This is a genomic window from Thermomonospora echinospora (assembly GCF_900108175.1).
In the GTDB taxonomy this organism is placed as follows: Bacteria; Actinomycetota; Actinomycetes; order Streptosporangiales; family Streptosporangiaceae; genus Thermomonospora; species Thermomonospora echinospora.
Genome location: NZ_FNVO01000020.1, coordinates 72,715 through 94,934 on the forward strand (window position 1 = coordinate 72,715; position 22,220 = coordinate 94,934).

At 72.8% G+C, this 22,220-nt stretch carries 24 protein-coding genes and 2 tRNA genes; 6 read left to right on the plus strand and 20 right to left on the minus strand.

Annotation, left to right across the window (positions count from 1 at the left end; translation table 11 throughout):
* Nucleotide 1 precedes the first annotated feature (1 nt).
* The 7 genes from rnc to rpmB form a co-directional block, all read right to left on the minus strand.
* On the minus strand, nucleotides 2-790 hold the full coding sequence (gene rnc / locus C4U03_RS31590; protein ID WP_200827601.1) for a ribonuclease III: 789 nt from the start codon (nucleotides 788-790) through the stop codon (nucleotides 2-4).
* A gap of 345 nt (nucleotides 791-1,135) precedes the next feature.
* Nucleotides 1,136-1,312 (minus strand): 50S ribosomal protein L32, encoded by a 177-nt coding sequence (gene rpmF, locus C4U03_RS31595; protein WP_103943096.1) that lies wholly within the window; start codon nucleotides 1,310-1,312, stop codon nucleotides 1,136-1,138.
* 1 nt (nucleotide 1,313) lies between these two features.
* A complete protein-coding gene (locus C4U03_RS31600) occupies nucleotides 1,314-1,898 on the minus strand; it encodes a YceD family protein (protein ID WP_103943098.1) in 585 nt (194 codons plus the stop codon).
* Nucleotides 1,899-1,997: 99 nt separating this feature from the next.
* A complete protein-coding gene (coaD, locus tag C4U03_RS31605) occupies nucleotides 1,998-2,477 on the minus strand; it encodes a pantetheine-phosphate adenylyltransferase (protein ID WP_146087587.1) in 480 nt (159 codons plus the stop codon).
* Between the two features lie 135 nt (nucleotides 2,478-2,612).
* Nucleotides 2,613-3,176 carry a 16S rRNA (guanine(966)-N(2))-methyltransferase RsmD gene (gene rsmD / locus C4U03_RS31610; protein ID WP_103943102.1) on the minus strand — a complete coding sequence of 188 codons (564 nt, stop codon included), beginning with the start codon at nucleotides 3,174-3,176 and terminating at the stop codon, nucleotides 2,613-2,615.
* Between the two features lie 151 nt (nucleotides 3,177-3,327).
* Nucleotides 3,328-5,559, minus strand: coding sequence for an ATP-dependent DNA helicase RecG (gene recG, locus C4U03_RS31615; RefSeq protein ID WP_103943104.1), 2,232 nt, complete (start codon nucleotides 5,557-5,559; stop codon nucleotides 3,328-3,330).
* A gap of 186 nt (nucleotides 5,560-5,745) precedes the next feature.
* Nucleotides 5,746-5,940 (minus strand): 50S ribosomal protein L28, encoded by a 195-nt coding sequence (rpmB, locus tag C4U03_RS31620; RefSeq protein ID WP_103943106.1) that lies wholly within the window; start codon nucleotides 5,938-5,940, stop codon nucleotides 5,746-5,748.
* Between the two features lie 216 nt (nucleotides 5,941-6,156).
* On the opposite strand from rpmB, the gene C4U03_RS31625 reads away from it, so the two are divergent.
* Nucleotides 6,157-7,764: a DAK2 domain-containing protein gene (locus tag C4U03_RS31625; protein WP_103943108.1), complete on the plus strand. Its 1,608-nt coding sequence runs from the start codon at nucleotides 6,157-6,159 to the stop codon at nucleotides 7,762-7,764.
* Between the two features lie 311 nt (nucleotides 7,765-8,075).
* Here C4U03_RS31625 and C4U03_RS31630 read toward each other — a convergent pair whose 3' ends face one another.
* From C4U03_RS31630 to C4U03_RS31645, 4 genes are all read right to left on the minus strand, one after another.
* Nucleotides 8,076-8,348: a hypothetical protein gene (locus C4U03_RS31630; RefSeq protein WP_235018269.1), complete on the minus strand. Its 273-nt coding sequence runs from the start codon at nucleotides 8,346-8,348 to the stop codon at nucleotides 8,076-8,078.
* 142 nt (nucleotides 8,349-8,490) lie between these two features.
* Nucleotides 8,491-9,297, minus strand: a complete 807-nt coding sequence (thiD, locus tag C4U03_RS31635) for a bifunctional hydroxymethylpyrimidine kinase/phosphomethylpyrimidine kinase (RefSeq protein WP_103943110.1) — start codon at nucleotides 9,295-9,297, stop codon at nucleotides 8,491-8,493.
* A gap of 48 nt (nucleotides 9,298-9,345) precedes the next feature.
* Nucleotides 9,346-9,939, minus strand: a complete 594-nt coding sequence (locus C4U03_RS31640; protein WP_103943112.1) for a cellulose binding domain-containing protein — start codon at nucleotides 9,937-9,939, stop codon at nucleotides 9,346-9,348.
* A 143-nt stretch (nucleotides 9,940-10,082) separates the two neighbouring features.
* On the minus strand, nucleotides 10,083-11,018 hold the full coding sequence (locus C4U03_RS31645; protein WP_103943114.1) for a thiamine-phosphate kinase: 936 nt from the start codon (nucleotides 11,016-11,018) through the stop codon (nucleotides 10,083-10,085).
* Nucleotides 11,019-11,157: 139 nt separating this feature from the next.
* Here C4U03_RS31645 and C4U03_RS31650 point away from each other — a divergent pair, with 139 nt between their 5' ends.
* From C4U03_RS31650 to C4U03_RS31660, 3 genes are all read left to right on the plus strand, one after another.
* A complete protein-coding gene (locus tag C4U03_RS31650; RefSeq protein ID WP_103943116.1) occupies nucleotides 11,158-11,391 on the plus strand; it encodes an Lrp/AsnC family transcriptional regulator in 234 nt (77 codons plus the stop codon).
* Between the two features lie 61 nt (nucleotides 11,392-11,452).
* Nucleotides 11,453-11,866 (plus strand): DUF3515 domain-containing protein, encoded by a 414-nt coding sequence (locus tag C4U03_RS31655; RefSeq protein WP_327374044.1) that lies wholly within the window; start codon nucleotides 11,453-11,455, stop codon nucleotides 11,864-11,866.
* Nucleotides 11,867-11,906: 40 nt separating this feature from the next.
* Nucleotides 11,907-12,611 carry a maleylpyruvate isomerase family mycothiol-dependent enzyme gene (locus C4U03_RS31660; protein WP_103943121.1) on the plus strand — a complete coding sequence of 235 codons (705 nt, stop codon included), beginning with the start codon at nucleotides 11,907-11,909 and terminating at the stop codon, nucleotides 12,609-12,611.
* Nucleotides 12,612-12,711: 100 nt separating this feature from the next.
* Here the strand turns inward: C4U03_RS31660 and pdxR are convergent, their stop codons facing one another.
* Nucleotides 12,712-14,145 (minus strand): MocR-like pyridoxine biosynthesis transcription factor PdxR, encoded by a 1,434-nt coding sequence (gene pdxR / locus C4U03_RS31665; protein WP_103943124.1) that lies wholly within the window; start codon nucleotides 14,143-14,145, stop codon nucleotides 12,712-12,714.
* Between the two features lie 71 nt (nucleotides 14,146-14,216).
* Here pdxR and C4U03_RS31670 point away from each other — a divergent pair, with 71 nt between their 5' ends.
* Nucleotides 14,217-14,972, plus strand: a complete 756-nt coding sequence (locus tag C4U03_RS31670; RefSeq protein WP_103943126.1) for a metallophosphoesterase — start codon at nucleotides 14,217-14,219, stop codon at nucleotides 14,970-14,972.
* A gap of 15 nt (nucleotides 14,973-14,987) precedes the next feature.
* Here C4U03_RS31670 and C4U03_RS31675 read toward each other — a convergent pair whose 3' ends face one another.
* The 8 genes from C4U03_RS31675 to C4U03_RS31715 form a co-directional block, all read right to left on the minus strand.
* Nucleotides 14,988-16,091 carry an SUMF1/EgtB/PvdO family nonheme iron enzyme gene (locus C4U03_RS31675; protein WP_103943128.1) on the minus strand — a complete coding sequence of 368 codons (1,104 nt, stop codon included), beginning with the start codon at nucleotides 16,089-16,091 and terminating at the stop codon, nucleotides 14,988-14,990.
* 4 nt (nucleotides 16,092-16,095) lie between these two features.
* Nucleotides 16,096-17,466, minus strand: a complete 1,371-nt coding sequence (locus C4U03_RS31680) for a radical SAM protein (protein WP_103943130.1) — start codon at nucleotides 17,464-17,466, stop codon at nucleotides 16,096-16,098.
* The gene (locus C4U03_RS31685) at nucleotides 17,466-18,110 is read right to left on the minus strand and encodes a hypothetical protein (protein WP_103943132.1); all 645 of its coding nucleotides are present in this window, start codon (nucleotides 18,108-18,110) and stop codon (nucleotides 17,466-17,468) included. The genes C4U03_RS31680 and C4U03_RS31685 overlap by 1 nt, the downstream gene beginning before the upstream one ends.
* A 216-nt stretch (nucleotides 18,111-18,326) precedes the next feature.
* Nucleotides 18,327-18,400, minus strand: a tRNA-Leu gene (locus C4U03_RS31695).
* Between the two features lie 4 nt (nucleotides 18,401-18,404).
* Nucleotides 18,405-18,478, minus strand: a tRNA-Leu gene (locus C4U03_RS31700).
* A 261-nt stretch (nucleotides 18,479-18,739) separates the two neighbouring features.
* Nucleotides 18,740-19,189 carry a hypothetical protein gene (locus C4U03_RS31705; RefSeq protein ID WP_103943135.1) on the minus strand — a complete coding sequence of 150 codons (450 nt, stop codon included), beginning with the start codon at nucleotides 19,187-19,189 and terminating at the stop codon, nucleotides 18,740-18,742.
* Nucleotides 19,190-19,198: 9 nt separating this feature from the next.
* A complete protein-coding gene (locus tag C4U03_RS31710; RefSeq protein ID WP_146087588.1) occupies nucleotides 19,199-20,050 on the minus strand; it encodes a hypothetical protein in 852 nt (283 codons plus the stop codon).
* 191 nt (nucleotides 20,051-20,241) lie between these two features.
* The gene (locus C4U03_RS31715) at nucleotides 20,242-20,913 is read right to left on the minus strand and encodes an acetamidase/formamidase family protein (RefSeq protein ID WP_103943139.1); all 672 of its coding nucleotides are present in this window, start codon (nucleotides 20,911-20,913) and stop codon (nucleotides 20,242-20,244) included.
* 269 nt (nucleotides 20,914-21,182) lie between these two features.
* On the opposite strand from C4U03_RS31715, the gene C4U03_RS31720 reads away from it, so the two are divergent.
* Nucleotides 21,183-22,193 (plus strand): D-alanine--D-alanine ligase, encoded by a 1,011-nt coding sequence (locus C4U03_RS31720; protein WP_103943141.1) that lies wholly within the window; start codon nucleotides 21,183-21,185, stop codon nucleotides 22,191-22,193.
* Nucleotides 22,194-22,220 lie beyond the last annotated feature (27 nt).

Consider the following 22,220-nt stretch of genomic DNA (forward strand, 5'->3'; position numbering starts at 1 on the left):
CTCAGCCGCCGTCCGCCGGAGCGGTCCGTTCGCCCTGCTCCGCGTGCTCGGCCTGCTCGACCTGCTCGACCTGGCGTTTGGCGGCCAGCTCGCGGATGGCGTGCCAGGTGGCCTCGGCGGCGTGCTGCTCGGCCTCCTTCTTGCTGCGGCCCTCGCCGGAGCCGTAGGTGACCCCGCCGACCCGCACGGTGGCGCGGAAGGTCTTCTGGTGGTCCGGGCCGCTCTCGGCCACGTGGTACTCGGGGACGCCCAGCTCCTCGACGGCGGTCAGCTCCTGCAGCGAGGTCTTCCAGTCCAGGCCCGCGCCGAGGCTGGCGGAACGATCGATCAGCCCGTCGAACAGCCGATGCACCAGCTTGGCCGCCTCATCCAGCCCGTGGTCGAGGTAGACCGCGCCGATCAGGGCCTCCAGGGTGTCGGCCAGGATCGAGGACTTGTCCCGGCCACCGGTGCCCTCCTCGCCGCGGCCCAGCCGGATGTGCGCGCCGGCGCCCAGCGACCGGGCCACCCCGGCCAGCGCCCGCATGTTGACCACCGCGGCGCGCAGCTTGGCCAGTTGTCCCTCGGGCAGGTCGGGATGGCCGCGGAACAGGGTGTCGGTGACGACCAGCCCCAGCACCGAGTCGCCCAGGAACTCCAGGCGCTCGTTGGTGGGCAGGCCGCCGTTCTCGTAGGCGTAGGAACGATGCGTCAGCGCCCGCTCCAGCAGCGCCTCGTCGATCGAGACGCCCAGCGCGCGCTCCAGTTCGGCACGGTCGGGGGCGGGGCCGGGGGCCGCCTTTCCGCTCACGGGTCCTCCTCGCGGACGTGGGGTGCCCGCCGCGCGGTGGCACGGGACGGTACGGCCGACGGCGTCGATGCCGACGACACCGCCCCGCGAGGGAGGTTCCACGAAGACGAGGTGCGCGCCGGAGCGTCGATCCCCGGCGTGCACCACGGCCTCGGGCGCCATCCCTTTCCGGGTCCGGCGGGGCGCAGCGGCCTCGCCGGCACCGTCGCCCGGCGGTCGTTACGACGACTGTCCATCGCATCGGGCGGCCCCCGGAGCAGAACTCGGCCGGCACGGCCGTGGCCCGCCGCCAGGGGCGCCCGTGGGGGCGGCCGCTGTGCGCGCTCCGCCCCCGGACGTCACCGGTCAGCCCTGCGGGATGACCTGGCGGCGGTTGTAGGTGCCGCAGTTCTCGCACGCCAGGTGCGAGATCTTGGGCTCACGGCATGTCGGGCATGCGACCAGGTTCGGCGCGGTGGCCTTCCACTGCGAGCGCCGGTGCCGCGTGTTGCTGCGCGACTTCTTCCGCTTGGGGACGGCCACTTCAGCCCTCCTGCTTTTCTTCTCGTTGGTCGGTCAGGCCCCGCAGCGCCGCCCATCGGGGGTCGGCGACCTCGTGGTGGTGGTCGGGTCCGGCGTCTGCCAGCCGTACACCACAGTCGGGGCACAGTCCGGGACAGTCGTCCCGGCACAGCGGGGACAGCGGCAGCGCGAGCACCACCGTGTCCCTCAGCACCGGTTCGAGATCGATCAGATCTCCCTCGATCCGGCGCTCGTCCTCCTCGGCCTCCCCGCCGGAGCGGGTGTCGGGGTAGACAAACAGCTCCTGGAACTCCGCCTCGAAGGTGTCCTCCAGCGGGTCCAGACAGCGCGCGCACTCCCCGGTGAGGGGCATCCGCGCCGTGCCCGTGACGAGCACGCCCTCCATCACGGACTCCAGCCGCAGATCCAGCTCGATGTCCGTGCCCTCGGGAACGCCGACCATCTCCACGCCCAGATCCGCCGGGGCCGGCACGGTACGGGTCAGCTCTCGCATCGATCCGGGGCGCCGGTCCAGGGCTCGGGTGTCGAGCACCAGCGGGGCACGCGGATCGAGGCGGTCCAGGGCTTTCCTGCTTTCGTGCGACATGATGGATCGTGGTCGTCTGGCGATGGCCGAATGGCGCCGACCAACAAGGGTACCCAACAGCCGGGACGGGACCCAACTCGAAGCCCCGCGGCCGGGCCGTCACTCCTGGCGCAACCGCTCCTCCAGCCGCCGGTGGACCACCTCGGGGACCAGCCCGGAGACGTCGCCGCCGTACTTGACGACCTCCTTCATCAGGCTGGAGGACAGGAACGCGTACAGCGGGTTGGTGGCCATGAACATGGTCTCCACCCCCGACATCCGGTGGTTCATCTGGGCGATCTGCAGTTCGTAGTCGAAGTCGCTGACCGCGCGCAGGCCCCGGACGATCACCGGGATGTCGTGCTGGCGGCAGTAGTCCACGGTCAGGCCGTGGAACTTGTCCACCTTGATGTTGCCGTACTCCTTGGTGACCTCATGGATCATCTCCACGCGCTCGTCCACGGTGAACAGGCTCGTCTTGGAGACGTTGATCAGCACGCCGACGACGACCTCGTCGTAGAGCTTGGACGCCCGGCTGATGATGTCTAGGTGCCCGTTGGTTACGGGGTCGAACGACCCAGGACAAAGGACACGGCGCACGAGGAGATCCCTTCCTTCGGCCAAACTCGCCACCCGCTCCACGAGGGACGATCCGCGGCGCGACGGTACCAAACCGGTCCAACCCGGCTTTCGCCCGGCATACCCCTTTCCACGGTGGCCGACCTCACCGGGCGTTCAGCCGGTGGCCCGCCCGTACCAGAAGACGGCCTCGCCGTAGCGGCGGTCCCGTTCCGGGGCGTATCCGTCCGGCCAGCGCAGCGCCGGGCCGCGCGCCGCCCGCTCCACCACCACCAGGGCGTCACCGGCCGGCCAGCGGTGGTCGCGCAGCGCCTCCAGCAGCCCGGTCACCGTCTCGTCGGTCACCGCGTACGGCGGGTCGAGGAAGATCAGGTCGTAGGGCTCGGCCGGGGGGCGCCGCAGCAGCCGCTCCACCCGGTCGGCGACCAGTTCGGCGCCGGACAGCCCGAGCGCGGCGATGTTCTGCCGGATCACCTTGACCGCGCGGGGATGCGACTCGGCCAGCAGGGCGTGGGCCGCGCCCCGTGACAGCGCCTCCAGGCCCACCGCGCCGGACCCGGCGAACAGGTCGGCGACCCGCAGCCCGTCCAGCGGACCGAGTAGTGCGCCCACCGTGGAGAACAGCCCCTCCCGGGCCCGGTCACTGGTCGGCCGGGTGTCCCGGCCGGGCGGCACGACCAGCCGCCGTCCCCCGGCGATCCCGGCGATGACCCTGCTCACTGTCCCCGCTCTCCTCCGGCGCACCGCAGGGCGCCGTCTTCCCTCGAAGTGTCACTCGCTTCGCCGGCGGCCGGTCCGCGTCGCGTTCCCTGGCTCGTCGTGAGCCTTGTTTCGCCGGCCGCCGGACCATGCCGCGTGTCCGTGGCCCGTCCTAGGCCTTCTCCAGGAAGCCGGCGCGTTCCTCGTCGAGCAGACTCGCCAGCTCGGCGGCCAGGCCGGGGCAGCCCTCCAGCTCGGGGTCGGCGTCCACCAGGACGGTGGCCTCCTCGCGGGCGCCGCGGATCAGGTCCTCGTCCTTCAGCAGGGTCAGCAGCCGCAGGCTGGAGGCGCGGCCGGCCTGGGCGGCGCCGAGGACGTCGCCCTCGCGGCGCTGCTCCAGATCCAGCCGGGACAGCGCGAAGCCGTCGGTGGTGGAGGCGACCGCGTCCAGGCGCTCCCGGGCCTTGCTGCCCGCCTCGGCGTCGGTGACCAGCAGGCACAGCCCGGGCAGCGAGCCCCGGCCGACCCGGCCGCGCAGCTGGTGCAGCTGGGAGACCCCGAACCGGTCGGCGTCCATGATCACCATGACCGTGGCGTTGGGCACGTCCACCCCCACCTCGATGACCGTGGTGGCCAGCAGGACGTCCAGCTCCCCGGCGGCGAAGCGGCGCATCACCGCGTCCTTGTCGTCGGGGTGCAGCTTGCCGTGCAGTACCCCGATGCGCAGGCCGCCGAGCAGCTCGTCCTCCAGCCGGGGCAGCAGGTCCAGGACGGCCAACGGCGCGCGGCGGCGGCCCTCCTCCTCGCCGGGGTCGCCGGGGTCGCCGAACACCGGGGCGCCCTCCTCGTCGCCCTCCTGGGCGCCGATGCGGGGGCACACGATGTAGGTCTGGCGGCCCTTGGCGGCCTCCTCGCGGATGCGTTCCCAGGTGCGGGCCAGGAAGTTGGGCCGTTCGGGCGGCACCACATGGGTCCGGATCTCCGCGCGCCCGCTGGGCAACTGCGCCAGGGTGGAGGTCTCCAGGTCGCCGAACACCGTCATCGCCACCGTGCGCGGGATCGGGGTGGCGGTCATCACCAGCACGTGGGGGCGGCCGGTGCCGACCTTCTCGCGCAGGGCGTCGCGCTGCTCGACGCCGAAGCGGTGCTGCTCGTCCACCACGACCAGGCCCAGGTCGGCGAACTGCACGTGCTCCTGCAGCAGGGCGTGGGTGCCGACCACGATGCCCGCCGCGCCGGAGGCTGCCTCCAGCAGCGCCTCCCGCCGGGCCTTGGCGCCCTGGGAGCCGGTGAGCAGCACGATCCGGGTGGCGTGGTCGGCGCCGCCGATTTGGCCGGCCTGGGCGAGCGGCCCCAGCATCCCGGTGATCGAGCGGTAGTGCTGCTGGGCGAGCACCTCGGTGGGGGCCAGCAGGGCGGCCTGCCCCCCGCCGTCGACGACCTGCAGCATCGCCCGCAACGCGACCATGGTCTTGCCCGCCCCGACGTCGCCCTGCAGCAGGCGGTGCATGGGGTGTTCGAGGGACAGGTCCTCGGCGATCTCCTCGCCGACGTCGCGCTGGCCCTGGGTGAGGGTGAAGGGCAGGGCGGCGTCGAAGGCGTCCAGCAGGCCGCCCTCGACACGTGGGCGGGCCTTGGCGGGCAGCGTGGCGGCCGCCAGCCGCCGCTGGGCCAGGGCGATCTGCAGCACGAACGCCTCGTCCCACTTCAGGCGGCGGCGGGCGCGCTCCAGCTCGGCCCAGTCACGGGGCCTGTGGATACCCCACAGGGCCTCCTTGAGGCCGATGAAGCCGTGCCGTTTGACGGTCAGCTCCGGCATCGGGTCGGGGCCGAGGTCGAGCTGGTTCAGCACGATCTCGACGCAGTCCTCGATCTTCCAGGACTCCAGGCCCTTGGTGGCCGGGTAGATCGGGATGATCTCCTCGGCGAACTCCCGGGCCGCCTCCTCGGCGGACCGGCCTGCCGACCGGTCGGCGGCGATCGGGCGGAACTCCGGATGGGTGAGCTGCCGCTGCACCCGGCCGCCGCGCGGCCGGTAGCTGGTGACCTTGCCGGAGAACAGGCCGCGGGTACCCGGCGACAGCTCCTTTTCAGCCCGGTAGGAGCCCTTGCGGCCGAAGAAGGTGAGCTTCAGCTCGCCATGGCCGTCGGTGACGGTGACCTCCAGCAGGTAGCCGGGGGCCCGGGTGATGGTACGGCCCTGGACCTTGGTCACCTCGGCCATGACGGTGACGTGCTCGCCGTCGGCCAGACCGGCCAGGTCGGTCAGCTCGCCGCGCTGGGCGTAACGCCGCGGGTAGTGGTGCAGTAGATCCCCGGCCGTGTGCAGGTCCAGGCCGCTCGCGAGCACCTTGGCCGTCTTGTCGCCCAGCAGGTTGCGCAACGGCTCGTCGAGTTTCGCCACGCTCTACTTTCTACCGCGCGCCACCGACGGGCACGCACCGCACGGCCGAAGGCCGCAGGCACACGGCCGGGTCCACCAGCGCATACCGGTGCGCCCGGCCGGGGACCGCCGATCGGGTCGGCGGCCGCGCACGACGAGGCCCACCGGCGGGCGCCGGTGGGCCTGGTCGGAAAACCGGTGGACCGCTCAGACGGTCGGGCGGGTGACCTTGCCGGCCTTGATGCACGAGGTGCAGGCGTTGATGCGCTTGGTCGTCCCGTTGACCACGGCGCGCACACGCTGGATGTTCGGGTTCCAGCGGCGCGGGGTGCGGCGGTGCGAGTGGGAGACGCGCATGCCGAAACCGGGTCCCTTGCCGCAGACGTCGCAAACGGAAGCCACGGGAAACTCCAAGTGATGTCGATGCTCTGTGGGCGCCCGGATCGAGCGCTCGCCGATGGCGCCCCTGACGGGCGCGCTCAGCCAGGGTAGCCGACCCTCGCTCGGGTGCGCGAATCAGTCCCTTCGGTGAAGGCTATCGCGAGTCGCCGCGGGCACGCTCCCTCCGCCGCCGGGCGGACCGGACAGTACGCTCTCGGCACGACAGGAGGAGTGGGTGTGGGCGAGGTCCTGGACGCGGCGGCGGTACGGCGGTGGTGCAGGCTCGCCTCCGAGGCCCTGGGGCGTACCCGCGCCGAGATCGACGCGCTGAACGTCTTCCCCGTCCCGGACGGGGACACCGGCACCAACCTGCACCTGACCATGCTCGCGGCGGCTGAGGCGGTCGAGGAACTGCCGGACGGCGCCGACAGCGCGCGGGTGTGGCGGGCGCTGTCCCAGGGGGCGCTGCTGGGGGCGCGGGGCAACTCCGGGGTGATCCTCAGCCAGGTGCTGCGTGGGCTGGCGGAGATCGTCGGCCCGGTGGCGGCCTCCGCGCCCGGCGAGGTGTCCGGGGACGTGCTGTGGGAGGCCCTGGGGTACGCCTCGGTGCTCGCCCGTACCGCCGTGGAGCATCCCGTCGAGGGCACCATCCTCAGTGTGCTGGAGGCCGCGTCCGCCGCGGCCGAGCCCGGCCCGGCGTCCGGCGGCGGGCCGACGCTGCGGCAGGTGGCGCGTTCGGCCGCGGACGCGGCGCATCGGGCGCTGCGGCGCACCCCCGGTCAGCTGGACGTGCTGGCCCGCAACGGGGTGGTGGACGCGGGCGCCGCCGGGTTGTGCGTGGTGCTGGACACGCTGGCGGCGGTCATCACCGACGAGTTCCCCGAACGCTACGAGGTGCCCGTCCCCGACCATCCGCCCAGCGTGCGCGACGAGGCCAGGGAGCGGGGCCCCGGCTATGAGGTGATGTACCTGCTGGAGGCTCCGGACGAGGCGATCTCCCGGTTGCGCCGGACCCTGGACGGGCTCGGCGACTCCCTGGTGGTGGTCGGCGGGGACGGCCTATGGAACGTGCACGTGCACGTCGATGACGCGGGCGCGGCGATCGAGGCGGGCCTGGCGGCGGGGCGGGCGTACCGGATCCGGGTGACGTACCTGCACGCCGCCGAGGGGCCGCAGGCGCCGTGCACCGGCCGCGGGGTGGTGGCGGTCACCGCCGCCGACGGGCTGGCCGCGCTGTTCGAGAGCGCCGGGGCGCGGGTGGTGCGGCGCGAGCCGGGCCGGGTGCCGCCGATCGCGGTGCTGGTGGAGGCGGTGCTGGCGGCCGGCGACGAGGTGGCGGTGCTGCCGAACGAGCCCGAGGTGCTGGCGCTGGCCGAGGCGGCGGCCGAGCGGGCCCGCGACAGCGGGGTGCGGATCGCGGTGCTGCCGACCCGGGCCTCGGTGCAGGGGCTGGCGGCGCTGGCGGTGCACGATCCGCTGCGCCGGTTCGACGAGGACGTGATCGCGATGACCCGGGCGGCCGGGGCGACCCGGTTCGGCCATCTGCAGATCGCCGAGGGCGAGGGCTTCACCAGCGTCGGCATCTGCCGGGCCGGTGACGTGCTCGGGCTGGTCGAGGGGGACGTCGCGGTGATCGGCACCGACCTGGCCGGAGTCGCCCGCGAGGTGCTGGACCGGATGCTGTGGGGCGGCGGCGAGCTGGTCACGCTGATCCCGGGGGCCACCGCGCCCGCGGGGCTGGCCGGGCTGCTGGAGGAGCATCTGCGGGAGACCAGGCCGGACGTCGAGCTGGTGACCTACGAGGGAGGCCAGCAGCGGTACCCGCTGCTCATCGGGATCGAGTAGGCCCCGTAGGCGGCAGTAGGTCCCGTGCACGGCGGCAGATGCCGCACGAGGCAGCAGGTCCTATGCGCGGTAGGTCCCGGGTGCGGCGGCAGATCCCACATAAAACGGCAGGTGCCGCATGAGGCGATAGGTGCCGCATGAGGCGATAGGTGCCGCATGAGGCGATAGGTGCCGCATGAGGCGATAGGTGCCGCATGAGGCGGCGGCGCCCCGGCCTGGCTTGGAGGATGGGACAGGCCGGCCGGGACGCCGCCGGGCAGGTGGTGGCCCGGGTTCCGTCCTGCGGGGATCCGGGCCTGGCGACAGGCGGGTCAGGCCGCGTCGCCGAGTACGCGGCGGATGCCGGTGATCGCGGTGTCGATGTCGTGGGCCGGCGCGATCCGCTCGGCCCACGCCCACCAGAACCAGGCCTCGTCGCTGACGCTCTCCACGATCACGTGCTCCTCCGCCACCGGCATGTCGGGATTGATCACGTGCAGGGTCGGCGGCCTGTCGAGCGGCTCGTCCAGCCGGGCGCACAGTCCTTCACGGCTCAGCCGTCCGGCGAGCTCCTCCAGCTGCCGGTAGGGCTCCTGGATCGGCATGGGTATTACCTCCACTGGCCCATCGGGTTTCGGGCCATGCATGAAGGATGTTTTGGCTTTACCTAAATAGGCAAACGGAACCGGCCTTCTTGCCCATAGCTTTACCTGCGGCTTTACCCGGAGCATGCCCCGGGCGGGTACCTCAGCCGCGCAGGTGCCAGCCGTGGTCGACCGGGCCGATGCCGGCGCCGAGGGGGAAGCCGGCCGCGATGGCCCCGGTGACGTACTCCTTGGCCAGCCGAACCGCGGTGGGCACGTCCTCGCCCAGCGCCAGGTGCGAGGCGATGGCCGAGGCCAGCGTGCAGCCCGTCCCATGGGTGTGCCGGTTGTCGTGCCGGGGGGCGCTGAAGCGGTACTCGCGCTCGCCGTCGAACAGCAGGTCGGCGGGCTCGCCGGGCAGGTGGCCGCCCTTGATCAGCGCCCAGCGGGGACCGAGCGCCTTGACCGCCTCGGCGGCCTCGCGCATCCCCGCCTCGTCCACCACCTTGACCCCGGTGAGCTGCTCGACCTCCCACAGGTTGGGGGTCGCCACGGTCGCGGCGGGCAGCAGGGCGGTGCGCACCGCGTGCACCGCCTCGGGGGCCAGCAGCGGGTCGCCGTGCTTGGAGACGCCGACCGGATCGACGACCACGGGCGCCTCCAGCCCCGCCAACATCTCAGCCACGATCTCCACCAGGACGGGTGAGGCCAGCATTCCGGTCTTGACCGCCTGCGCCCCGATGTCGGACAGCACCGAGTCCAGTTGGGCCCGCACCGCCTCCGGCGGCAGTTCCCAGTAGCCCTGCACGCCGAGGGAGTTCTGCGCGGTGACCGCCGTGATGACGCTCATGCCGTGCACGCCGAGGGCGAGCATCGTCTTGAGGTCGGCCTGGATGCCGGCCCCTCCCCCAGAGTCGGAACCGGCGACGGTGAGCACCCTGGCGGGGGCGGCGGCGGGGGTGTGATTCATGCGGCCCACCCTAGCCCCGGGGGTCCGCGGGCCGCCTGGACGAGCGGGTCAGATCAGCGTGCAGTCGGCCTTGTTGAACTTGCAGGCCGAGGGGCGCGAGGCGGTGCCGCTGGCGGTGAAGGTCATCCGGACGGAGGCGCCGGGCTCGATGGACGGCGTGGCGGACGGGTTGCGCACCCAGGTGACCTGGCCCTTCTTGACCACGGCCCCGTTGTCGAGGGTCAGCACCCGGGCGTCGGGGAACTTGAAGCCCAGCAGCCAGCCGTTGACCGGCTGGTCGGTACGGTTGGCGATGGTGACCGTGCCGGCGAAGCCGTCCGGCAGCCGCCGGGTGGCGCGGAAGGAGACCAGCACCCCGGCCCGCCCGCCGGCGACCCGGTCGCCGGGGACCTGCCCGTCGTCGATCCGGCTGTCCTGGGAGTCGGCCTGGGCCTGGCGCTGCGGCGGCCCGCCGGAGAAGTTCAGGGAGATCTGGGAGGTGCCCCAGGCGTAGGAGACGACCCCGATGGCGATCACCAGCGCGACCATCGGCAACAGCGGCATCGAGACGAGGGTCCTGACCCAGTTACGCCGCGGACGTTCCTGCGGAAGCTCTTCGTCGAGGGCCTCGTCGCCCTCGGGCAGCTTGGTGTGTCGTCCCATCCCGTCCTCTTCGGTCACAGGAAGGTATATCAAAGGGCGACCAAGCACGCCCACAGGAGCGATAATCCCGCACCGTGATCTTCCCGGCCGTACCGGACACCGCCGGAACGGGACCGCACACCGGAAATCAGAAGGTCAGGAAATCAGGAGCGGAAGTGGTCCCAGCCTCCGGCGGTGTACGGGCGCCCGTCCACCACGACGTCCCCCGTGCCCGGCGCCGCCTCCGCGACTCTGCCGATGACGGTCCAGGTGCCCGGGAGCCGGACGTCCGGGGGGAACGTCCCGGCGAAGGCGTGGTCGTCCCCGCCGGTGAGCACGTGGTGCAGCCCGGCCGGGCCGAGCACCGGCGGCACCGGCAGGGCGTCGCCGTCGAGTTCGATCCGTGTGCCGCTCGCCACCGCGATGTGGCCCAGGTCCTGCACGAGACCGTCGCTGACGTCCACCAGCGCGGTCGCGCCGAGTTCGCGCGCCTGCGGGCCCGCCTCGTAGGGCGGGCGGGGCCGGCGGTGGGCGTCCAGCAGTTCGGCGGGCCCGTCGCGTCCCTCGGCCAGCAGTCGCAGCCCGGCCGCGGCGAACCCGAGCCGCCCGCGCACCGCCACCACGTCGCCGGGGCGCGCGCCGGCGCGGGTCAGCGGCGGCCCGCCCGCCAGGTCGCCGAGCGCGGTCACCGCCAGCGTGATCTGCGGGGCCCGCACCACATCGCCGCCCGCCACCGAGGCTCCGGCCGGCGCGCACTCCTCGCGCAGCCCGTCGGCCAGCCGCAGCACCCACGCGACCTCGGTCTCGGGGGGCGCGGCCAGCCCCAGCAGCAGCGCGGTCGGCCGGGCGCCCATCGCCGCCACGTCGGCGAGGTTCTGCGCGGCGGCCTTGCGCCCGATCTCGTACGGGCCGGACCAGTCGCGGCGGAAGTGACGGCCCTCCACCAGAAGGTCGGAGGTGGCCACCACCCGCCCGTCGGGGGCGGCGATCACGGCGGCGTCGTCGCCGGGGCCCAGCCGGACCGCCGGCCCCTGCGGCAGCCGTGCGGTCAGCCGCTCGATGAGGGCGAACTCGCCCAGTTCCCCGATGGTCGTGGGCACCCGTTCATCCACCCGTCGTCGCCTCTGCCTGCCGGGACCCGGCCGGGCCGTAAGTTTTGCGGGGGCGCCTCCCCCGCCGTGCGGGATACACGATACGGTGACCAGTCCGACGGCTTTTTCTCCGCCCGGGGAGGACGTGATGGTGCAGGCCTACATCCTCATCCAGACCGAGGTAGGCAGGGCGGCGGACGTCGCTCACGAGATCTCGGGGATCACCGGAGTGACCCAGGCGGAGGACGTGACGGGGCCGTACGACGTCATCGTGCGAGCGGAGGCGCGCAATGTGGACGAGCTGGGCAAGCTCGTCGTCGCGCAGATCCAGACGGTGGAGGGGATCACCCGTACGCTCACCTGTCCCATCGTCCACATCTAGGCGCCGCGGGCGGGCGCTGCCGGCCGTCCGGGCGGTCGCGTCGGCGCTGCTGCCGGCGCTCTTGCTGGGCGGTTGCGGGGAAGGCGCGGTGAAGGTGCCGCCGCCGAGCCCGGACGCGGTGACGGCGCGGTTGTGCGCGGGGCTGCGGCTGCCGGAGCGGGTGCACGGCCAGGAGAGGCGCGAGACCTCCCCGGAGTCGCCGCTGACCGCCGCCTGGGGTTCACCGGCCATCGCGCTGCGGTGCGGCGTGCCACGACCGGCCGCCATGCGGCCCGACGCCGCGTTGGTCACCATCAACGGGATCAACTGGTTCCCGTATCCCGCCGACCGCCCGGTGACCTACACCGCGGTCGGCCGGCAGGCCTATGTCGAGGTGACGGTCCCGGCCAAGTACGAGCCGGCCGGCGACGTGCTGATCGAGCTGGGCGACTCCATCAAGGCGACCATCCCCGAGAAGCCCGAGGGGCGGCTGTAAAGCCACGGGACGTCCGAGCGGGGCGGCGTAGATTGAGGTGATGGACGTCAAACCGCTGGCAGACCTCGACCCGTTCGACCTCTTCGATGCCGAGGCGGCCCGGCTGGACGCGTACTTCAGTGGGCTCACCGAGGAGGAGTGGAACCGGTCGTCGCGGTGCGCGGGCTGGTCCGTGCGCGACGTGCTGGCCCATCTCGCCGGGGAGGAGCTCTACAACCACGCCTGCCTGGACGACGACCTGCCGGGGCTGTTCGCCACCCTGGAGGAGGAGGGCGTCGCCGATCTCGCCGCCTTCAACGACTGGTGCGTCACCACCCGCCGGGACCTGCCGGTGGCGGAGGTGCTGGAGGAGTGGCGGAGCAAGAGCGGCGACACCCGGCGGCGCATGCGCGAGCGGGGGCCCGACGCGACGATCCCCACCATGGCCGGGCTCTATCCGGTGGGCCTGCAGACCTTCCACTACGGCTCGGAGTACGCCACGCACGCCGATGACGTCGGCGTGCCGGTGACCGAGGCGGAGGCGCCGGGACGCGCGGACTGGCGGGCCCGCGTCGGGCTCTTCGCCCTCAGCGAGAAGGACACGCCGGTGCGGGTCCAGGAGAGCGGCGGCGGATACCGCGTGCGGCTCGGCGAGCACGGCGCCGAGCTGTCCAAGGCCGAGTTCGTCGACGCCACCACCGCCCGCCTCCCGGCCGGCCACCCGCTGCCGTCCGTGCTGCGCACCGCGCTGCGCTGCCTGGCCTGACCCGGCCGCCGGCGGGACCTGTCGCCGCGATCGCCTGCTCACCGCGGCACACGCGGACCGGGTCCACCGGGCACTGCCGCCGCGGTCCACTCGCCCGGGGCTAACGGCGCGGCGCGTGCGTGAACCTGGCCCCGCCGAGCGCCGCGCACAGAGCGTCCAGCGCCGCCGGGTAGTCCGCTTCGGGCGGGGTGCTGTAGCCGACGACGAATCCCTGGGGGTGGTCGCCGGGCCGGAGCCAGTGGTCAGCGAGGGGTTGCAGGGCCAGGCGGTGCGCCGCCGCCCGCTCCAGTACGTCCTGTTCGCCGGGGCCGGCCGGCGGCAGCCCGACCAGCGCGTGCAGCCCGGCCGCGACGCCGTCGACCCGGACGTGCGGCGCCCGCTGCCGCAGCCGGGAGACCAGCAGGTCGCGGCGGCGCCGGTAGCGCAGCCGACCGGCGCGCACGTGCCGGTCGTAGCCATGACCGGCGATCAGGTCCGCGAGGATCAGCTGGCCGAGCGACTCGGTCTGCGCGTCGGCGTAGAGCTTGGCCTCCGCGACCCGCTCGACCAGGCGTCCGGGCAGGACCGTCCAGGCCAGCCGCACCGCCGGAGCCAGCACCTTGGACGCGGTGCCGACGTGGACGACGTGCTCGGGCGCCATGCCCTGCACGGCGCCCACGGGCCGGCGGTCGTAGCGGAACTCGCCGTCGTAGTCGTCCTCGACGATCAGGCCCCCGGTGGTACGGGCCCAGACGGTCAGCTCGTGGCGGCGGCGCGGATGCAGGATCACGCCGGTGGGGTACTGGTGGGCCGGGGTGACCACCACCGCACCGGCCTGACCGAAGCCCTCGCCGGTGAGCAGATCGGTACGAGCGCCCAGGTGGTCCACGGGGAGGGGCAGCACGTTCAGCCCGGTGCGCTGGACGATGGCGCGGTAGTACGGATGGCCCGGTTCCTCCATGGCGATCGCCGTGACGCCGGACTCGATGAGGACCTGGGCGAGCAGGTTGAGCGCTTGGGCGTACCCGTTGGTGATCACGATCCGGTCCGGCGCGGCCAGCACCCCGCGGGCACGCCCCAGATAGCCGGCCAGTGCGGTGCGCAGCTCGACGCGTCCGCGAGGGTCGCCCAGCGCGTGCGCCCCCGCGGGCATGGCGGCCAGCACCCGGCGGGTGGCGCGCAGCCACGCCGCCGCCGGGAAGGTGGTCAGGTCGGGGCGTCCCGGCCTCAGGTCGTACCGGGGCGGGTCGGTGCCGGTCTCGGCCGCGGACGCGCCGGGTGCGGCGTCGGGCACCTCCGCGACGGACGTGCCCGATCCCGGCCGGCTGATCAGGTAGCCCTCGGCGACGAGCTGGTCGTAGGCGGCGCTGACCGTGCCGCGGGCCATCCCCAGCTCGCGGGCCAGCGCCCGGGTGGAGGGCAGCACGGTGCCCGGCCCCAGCCGGCCCGTGCGGATCGCGTCCCGCAGCGCGCGTTCCAGACCCGCCCGGCGACCGGCCGCCGGATCGAGTTCCAGATGAAGGTCGAGCCCGGAACCGGACCAGTCTTTCGGCATGCGACTGGATCTTAATCGTGGACCGGTTCCTCCCTAAGGTCGGTGCGAGGAAGACCGGAAGGAGCCCGTCCGTGCTCGTTTTCGCTCAGCTCAGCGACCTTCACCTGGACGGCGGCGTGGCGCGCGCCCGCCGGGCCGAGGCGGTGCTGCGGCATCTGACCTCGCTGTCCGCCCCGCTCGACGCGGTGCTGGTCACCGGCGACATCGCCGACCACGGCCTGCCCGCCGAGTACGAGCAGGCCCGCAAGGCCCTGGCCTGCCCGTATCCGGTGCTCACCTGCCCCGGCAACCACGACGCACGCGCCGCCTACCGGCGGGTCCTGCTCGGCGAGGACGGCGGAACCGGCCCGGACGCCCCGATCAACCGGGTGCACCGGGTGGGCTCGCCCGCCAAGGCCGTCTTCGCGCTGTGCGACTCCACCATCCCCGGCCACGACGACGGCCGCCTCACCGACGAGACGCTCCACTGGCTCGACTCCGTGCTCGCCGAAGAGCCCGGCGTCCCCGCGTTCGTCTGTTTCCACCACCCGCCCGTGGTCCTGCACGCGCCTTACGTCGATGAGATACGCCAGTTCGACGAGCGGCGGCTGGCCGACGTCATCGCCCGGCATCCCCAGGTCGTGGCCGTGCTGTGCGGGCACGCCCACACCGCGGCGGCCACGACGTTCGCCGGACGCCCCTGTCTCGTGGCGCCCGCCGTCGCCTCGACCGTGCGCCTGGCCTGGGAACGCGGCGACCCGCTCGACCACCTGGCCCCTCCCGCCGTGGCCTTCCACATCCTGGACGACCAGGGGCGGTTGACCACCCACCACCGCGTCATCACCTGACCCGCCCCTACCCCCTCACCGGGTCCTGCGGCACAGCCGGAAACCGATGTTGGGGGTCAGGTGATCGCCCCACTCGCCGGACCTCCAACTGTCGGCTCCACGGGACATCCGGAACGACACGGTGACCGCCTCGGCGCAGTCCGTCCAGGAGCCGCCGCGCAGCACCCGCTCCTCCCCCTTGGCGGGGCCGGGCGGTGCGGTGGCCGGGCTCTCCTTGTAGTACTCCGCGTCGTACCAGTCCGACGTCCACTCCCACACCGACCCCGCCATCGCGTACAGGCCGTAGCCGTTGGGAGGCAGGCGGCGGGACGGCAGGATGGACAGCTCGTCGAAGCGGTCGAAGTCGCATCGCTGCGGCGTGGGCGGTTCGTCTCCCCAGGGGTAGCGGCGGCCGATGAGGCCGCCGCGTGCCGCGCGTTCCCACTCGGCCTCGGTGGGGAGGCGATACTGGACCTTCCCGGTGGTCAGCCGTTCGCACAGTTCCTCGGCGTCCTGCCAGGAGACGCTGACCATGGGCTTGGTGTCGTACCGCCACGGGCGGTTCGCGTCCTCCCGGGGCGGGGTGCCGAACAGGTCGCGCGAGTCGATCTCCTCGCCGTCGCCCCGTCTCCACGTGTGGGGGGCGGCGTGGGCGTGCCAGTCGACGGCCCGGGTGGTGTCGTCCTCGCAGTACTGGAGGCGGATCTTGTTCTCCTCGTGCAGGTGGAAGCCCTGCATCTGTTCGACGGTGTCCGGCGGGAACCCGTGCGGCGGGGGCTGCCAGCCCATGAGGTCGCAGTAGGCGGCCCAGCTGATCGGGGCCTCGGACATCCAGTAGTCGTCCAGGCGCACCGGATGCACCGGCCGTTCGTCGGGCTCCCCGTCGGCCGAGCCCATCAGGAACGTGCCGGCGGGGATGTAGCGGAACCTGATGCCGTGCTCCTCCACGGACATCGCGTCCAGCAGCGCCCATCGGGCCTCGGCCACCTCGGCGTCGGACGGATCGAGCGCGTGGGCCCGGTCGTAGGCCGTGGCCGCGAGCCGTCGCCGGCCCGCGTCCTCCAACTCCCGCGCCAGCCTCAGCAGCTCGCCGGGATCGCCGGCCGTGTCGTGGGCGTCCAGCAGCCCGTCGTGTTCCATGCCGCTACCCGCACGTTCCCGAGCAGGCGGGACGATGCCGGGGCGTCACATCGAGGACGACCAGCGGGTTGTGCACCGCCTGCGGTGAGCTTCGCTCCATCTCCACCTGGCCCTCGATCCAGGGGTCGGGCGCGTTGACCGAGCCGTTCAGCACGAGCGCGCGGGCCCGGCAGCCGCCGGCGAAGGTGGCCGTGTGGCCCCGCTCGCTGGACGGCTCGGCGTGGGGCAGCGCCCTGATCGCCTGGAACCCGGCGCTATGGTGCCAGATCTCGGCCAGTGAGCTTTCCCGCACGTTCGCCGCCACGAACTCCGGACCCAGGAAGCTGCACGGGTTGACCCCGCCCGACACCGAGATCGAGCAGACCAGGTTGCCCGCGCCGCATCCGTAGTTCTGGTGCACGACCGACTGCGTCTCCTGCCGGGAGTGGGGGCTGAACGGGTCGATGTGGCGCAGGTCCATCGCCCCGCCGTCCATCCGGGCCAGCGTGTTGAGCGCCGTGTTGTACTCGGCGAAGCCCGGCATCAGCTCCAGGTGGTCGCGGGCGACCCCCACCGGGTACAGCGGCCGGAACACGGCGGTGTCGGCGCCGACCTCGTGGGCGAGCCGGGCGCACGCCTCGATCTCCCCGACGTTCGTCCGCATGATCGTGAACGCCAGGGTGAAACGGGCATGACGGCGCAGCACCGCCAGCCGGTCCAGCACCTTGGCGAACGTGCCCGCGCCCCGCACCCGGTCGTTGGTGGCGGCGCTGGCGCCCTCCAGGCTGACGTTCAGCCACACCAGTTCCCGCCTGCCGAACTCGCGGGCGATCTCCTCGGTGATCAGCAGGCCGTTGGTGGTGATGCAGGGGGCCAGGCCGTGCTCCAGGGCCAGGTCGATGATCTGGAAGATGTCCCTGCGCAGCAGCGGCTCCCCGCCGGTCAGGCCCAGCCGGAAACTGCCCAGCGCCGCCATCTCGGCGAACAGCCGATCGATCTCGTCGAGGGTCAGCCGCCGCTCCCGGCGCGGCAACTCACCGGCGAAGCAGTGAGTGCAGGTGAGGTTGCAGGCCGACACGACCTCCAGGTGCACCGCCAGCGGCCCGGCGAGATGGCCCGGCGGAACGTGCACGCCGTCCAGCACCTCCCCGGCGAACCGCCCGTCCACGGTGAAGAAGCCCAGCTCGTAGAAGTGCTCGAAGAAGCGCACGACGCGGCCGCGCTCCTCCTCGCCGGCCGCCTCCGCCAGCGCCCTCTCCAACGGCACATCGCGCAGCCGCCTCAGCAGCGCGGTGGCGTCGGCGTCGAACGGCAGGTAACGCGACGTCCTGCGGTCGAACACCAGGCTGCCGAAGAACTGCGGGACCAGCACCAGCGGGGCTCGGTCCGCCGCCATCACGCCTCCTCCCCCGGCCCGGGGATGGTGAAGACCTTGCGGATCCACACCCGCTCTCCCCGTCCCTGCACGCCCAACCCGGTCGCGCCGAAACCGGCCAGCCTGTTCAGCTTGTAGGAGGCCGGATCCCAGGTCTGGCCCTCGGGCAGCGGCAGCCTGTCCTCCTGCCGCACCATGGGCGACCAGCCGGAGTCGTCGAACCCGGGGAACATCCAGGCATCACCGTCGGGCTCGGTGAAGGTGTACCGCCAGCTCCCCTCCGCCTCCGACACGAGGGTCACCTCCGACGCCTCGGGGGCGGACCTGCGCAGGTCGCGTGCCGCATCGGGCCGGTGCCCGGCGGCGAACATCAGCACCATGAACGCCGGGTCCACCTCGGTCATCGTGAACGTCAGCACGTGCTCACCGAAGGGGACCAGCGGCCGCGACGACGGTGGAACGGCCCCGTCCAGCCGCAGTTCGCACGTGCCTCCGGTGTACAGCCACATGGTGAAAGGCACCCCGGCCTGCGGGTTGCGCCACCGCAGCACCACTCCCCCGCACCCCGCCGGCACCTCGCAGTGCCCGTGCTCTTCGAGGATGTACAGCGGCGACTCCTTGGAATACCTCCCCAACGAGTTGAGCTTCAGTTCCCGATCCGCCATGGTCCCCTTCCAGCACCGGCCCCGAAGCCAACATCCTGTCACCTGCCCGGCGCCGAAAACGCCGGATCGACGCCATGGCCCGCGGGCACGCCGTGCGGCTCGGCCTGTGGGGCGGGTGGGATTCGAACCCACTCAGCGTGAGGCACCTGCTTTACAGGCAGGCCCGACTCTCCTACGTCGGCGCCACCCCGGGAGGAGCCTTACCGGCTCACACCGTGCCCCCGGCAGGATTCGAACCTGCAGCCTCTTCGTTCTCGACGAAGTGTCTCTGCCCGTTGGACTACGGGGGCGGCGTGCGGCTCCCGGGATTCGAACCCGGAACATCCACTTCCTGAGAGTGGTCTCTCTGCCTGTTGGAGTAGAGCCGCGTGGGAACCGAGGGGGCGTCGCTCGGATCGTCGCGGCCGGGAGGTCAGTACTCCAGGGTCCGGCCGTGGCGGGCGAGGGACGCCGAGGGCAGTCGGTGATATAGCCGCCGTATGGCCATGGCCGGTCCTCCTCTCAGGTCTTCGCCGCCGTTCTCGTCGGGCTGACGTCCATAACAGTGCCAGCCGGGATGCGGCGGGGCAAAGGGTTTTCCGGGAAGCCGGCGGTGGACTGTTCCAAGGGGAACGGCCGGACGGGAATCGCTACTGACGGCCGGAACGGCCTCGGCCCGCCGGGGTCTCGCCGTCCCGGCGCGCCGACCGCAGGTCCGCGTCGTCCTTGTCGCGGCCCAGGAGTTCCTTCCACTCCAGCGTCCGTTCCACCGACAGGAAACGGAATCCGTCGACGACGTCGGCTTCGTCGATGAGCCGATCGACCTTCCAGCCCAGGGTCTCGGGGAACCATCCATCCAGGACCTCGACCTCGCCGCCGTGCAGGAAGACCGCGCGCACCCTGTCATAGGGCGCCGACTCGACCCGGCCGCGGGCGGCGGCCGCCGCCCAGGCCGCTCCGCGCGCCACCACGTCGACGTCGTTGATCGACTCGCGCAGCCCGTGCACCAGCAGCGGCGCGCTGCCCGCGACCACGTAGTCCTCTTGGGGCAGGCCGAGATCCTCCAGGATCTCGAAAAGCTCACACCTGTTGATGGGCAATCCGGCCCCCTACATAGGACTCAGGCCGAGCGCCAGCCGCACGATGACCGCCCACAGTATACCCGCCAGTACACTACTGAACGTTCCCACGATGAAATACCGCCCGAATTCGGGATTATGCTCAATGGCGGGATAACGGGCGATCGATTTCGCGGCCAGCGCCATCGCGGCGGCCTCGGCCTGACCCGCCACGATGAACGAGAAAATGAGCGCCCTTTCGAACCAGCCGATGTAGATGCTGGGATCGCTCAGATTGAAGTAGTCGATCGACTCCGCCGGCCGGGTGCCGCCGAACCTGGTCGAGAAGAAGGTCACCGGCGCATGGCTGACCAGCACCGCGGCCAGCAGCCCGGAGACCACGATCGCCAGGGCGTGGTCCTCGTCCAGCCGGTGGAAGAACCTCGCCGTGCCGCCGGCGTCCACGAGGAACGCCATGGCCACGACGGTGACCAGCGCGCACACCGTCAGGACGGCGAACCGCCGCCCGCCCGGCGACCCCAGCAGCGTCCGCACCCGCGCGTTGGCCTGCGAGAACTCCCCGTCCGCGGAGGGGAACAGCGAGACGAAGCGGTGCCGTGCGCGGCGCAGCGGCCCCCGGTAGCTGACCGGCGGCGGGCCGCCCGGCGGCCGTCCGGCCCGCCCGGCCGCCGAGGCCGACCACACGTAGAACGACCACCCCAGCAGGAGCGCGAAGATGACCGCGGCCTGCCATGTCCACAGAATGGTCGCCAGGATCCACGTTCCATAGGCCACGGAGATGCCCAGAGAGGCGACCAGGCTTTTCCGGGTGAACGGAAGGCAGTGCGGCAGGAGCGCGGCCGTAACGACGCCGAGCACGATGCGAGCCGTCTCCACTGCCACCAGTCCTCAGAGTGGGCCGCCCATCGGCGGCCGCACGGGGGGTACGGAGCGGGTCGCGCATCCGCGCCTGCACCGTCCGGGATCGGCACAACCTTAGGAGAGGCCGGATCGGCCCGTCCACATCGGACGATCGTGATACCCGGCCCGATCCTCACCGGATCGGTCACGGCGGGCGCGGGAGGAAGGCCGGGTCAGGCGGCGTCCGGGTCGGGGAGGAGCATGGGGGCGGTGATGCCGAAGCGTTCGACTCCGCGCTTGGTCAGGTTGATCCGCAGGTCGATCCAGCCGGGCAGCGGGGCGTCTGCGCAGTCCGCGGTGTCCGGGGCCGGGAAGTGCAGGTCGCCCACCGAGAGTTTGGCGCCCCGGGCGTGGACCGGCAGCAGGATGCGGGAGCCGGCGGTCAGCGGGGCGATCGAGCAGCCGACGACCTCCCGGCCGCGGGCGGCGGTCGGCACGGCCTCGGCCGCCACCCGCTCGTAGCCGGCCAGCCCGGGACGGCACCGGCCGAGCAGGGCGCCGTCCGGGCCGGCGGCGGGGACGCCCACCGCGCGCACACCGGGCGCGGCGGGAGCGCAGCCGATGACCCCCGGATGGCCGAAGGGGGAGTAGCGGCCGTCGGAGCGGCCGACGTCCAGCACGTCCACCGCGATCACGTCGCCGGCCTCGGCGCCGATCACCACGATCGGCCCGCACAGCACGGCCTCCTCCCCCGGCGGCCGGCCCTCGCACTCCAGGCGCACCGCACCGCCGGTGATCACCTCGGCGACCCCGGGGATGTCGGGATGCCAGCGGTTGTGGCCGGGGACCGCCTGCGCGCAGGCCGGTACGGGCGGGTACGGCCGCAGCGTCGTCGGCGAGAGCATCAAGGATCTTCCTTCCTGGACGGAGGTCGCGATGCCACATCGTGCCCGTACCGCTGTTTCGAGACCGTTTCCGCGGCCTTACGGGCCAGTAAGGCCGCCATCACCGCCATGGGGGCAGCGCCCGGCCGGAGGCCGCAAGACGGACGTATGGGTGCAGCGGCCCTGTCTTGCTACGCTGCTGCGCGGATGCGGGCCGGTCCAGGTGAGGATCACGTGCGGACCGGGTGAGACCGATCGGCCCGGGATACAGCAGCAATGGGGATGGCTTGATGCGGATTGCCGTGTTGTTCGGAGGAGCGAGCTCGGAACGGGACGTTTCGATCGCCAGCGCCGCACAGGTGTTCACGGCTCTGCGCGACCGCGGGCACGAGGTCCTCGCCATCGACACGGCCACGGGGGTGCTGGGCCCCGGCGAGGTGGCCGCGTTCGTCAGCGCCACCGTCGCCTACGACCCGCCTGGCCTGGCCGACATCCCGGCCGCCGAGCTGACCGCCCGGCTGACCGCCGAGGGCGGCGAGCTGCGCGAGGTGGACGTGGTGTTCCTGGCGCTGCACGGCGGTTCCGGTGAGGACGGCACGCTGCAGGCGCTGCTGGACTCGGCCGGCCTCCCCTATACCGGCAGCGGGGTGCTGGGCAGCGCCGTCGCGATGGACAAGGACGTGTCCAAGAAGCTGTTCCGCTGCGCCGGGGTGCCCACCCCGGACTGGATCATGGCGCCGGCCACCGTCGCCGAGGTGGCCGGCCGGCTCGGCTTCCCGGCCATCGTCAAGCCCAACACCCAGGGCTCCACCATCGGGCTCACCGTGGTCAAGGCGCCCGAGCAGCTGCCCGCCGCGCTCGCGGCCGCCGCCGCCTGGGACCGCGAGGTGATGATCGAGCGGTTCGTGCCCGGCCGGGAGTTCGTGGTCGGGGTGCTGGACGGCCGGGCGTTGGCGGTCGGCGAGATCGTCCCGCAGCTCGGCGAGATCTTCGACTACCAGAGCAAGTACCAGGTGGGCGGCGCGGTCGAGACGTTCCCCGCCGACCTGCCCGCGGCGGCGACCGCCGAGCTGCAGCGCCTGGCGGTGGACGCGCACCGGGCGCTCAAGCTGGGCTCCTACAGCCGCATCGACTTCCGGATGGACGAGACCGGCGCGCTGTGGTGCCTGGAGGCCAACACGCTGCCCGGCATGACGGCCACCAGCCTCATGCCGCAGTCCGCGGCGGCGGCCGGCATCGGCTTCGCCGACCTGTGCGAACGGCTGTGCGAGCTCGCCCTCACCGAGCACCGCGACCGCTGACCCGAGGCCGCCGACCCGAGGCTGCCG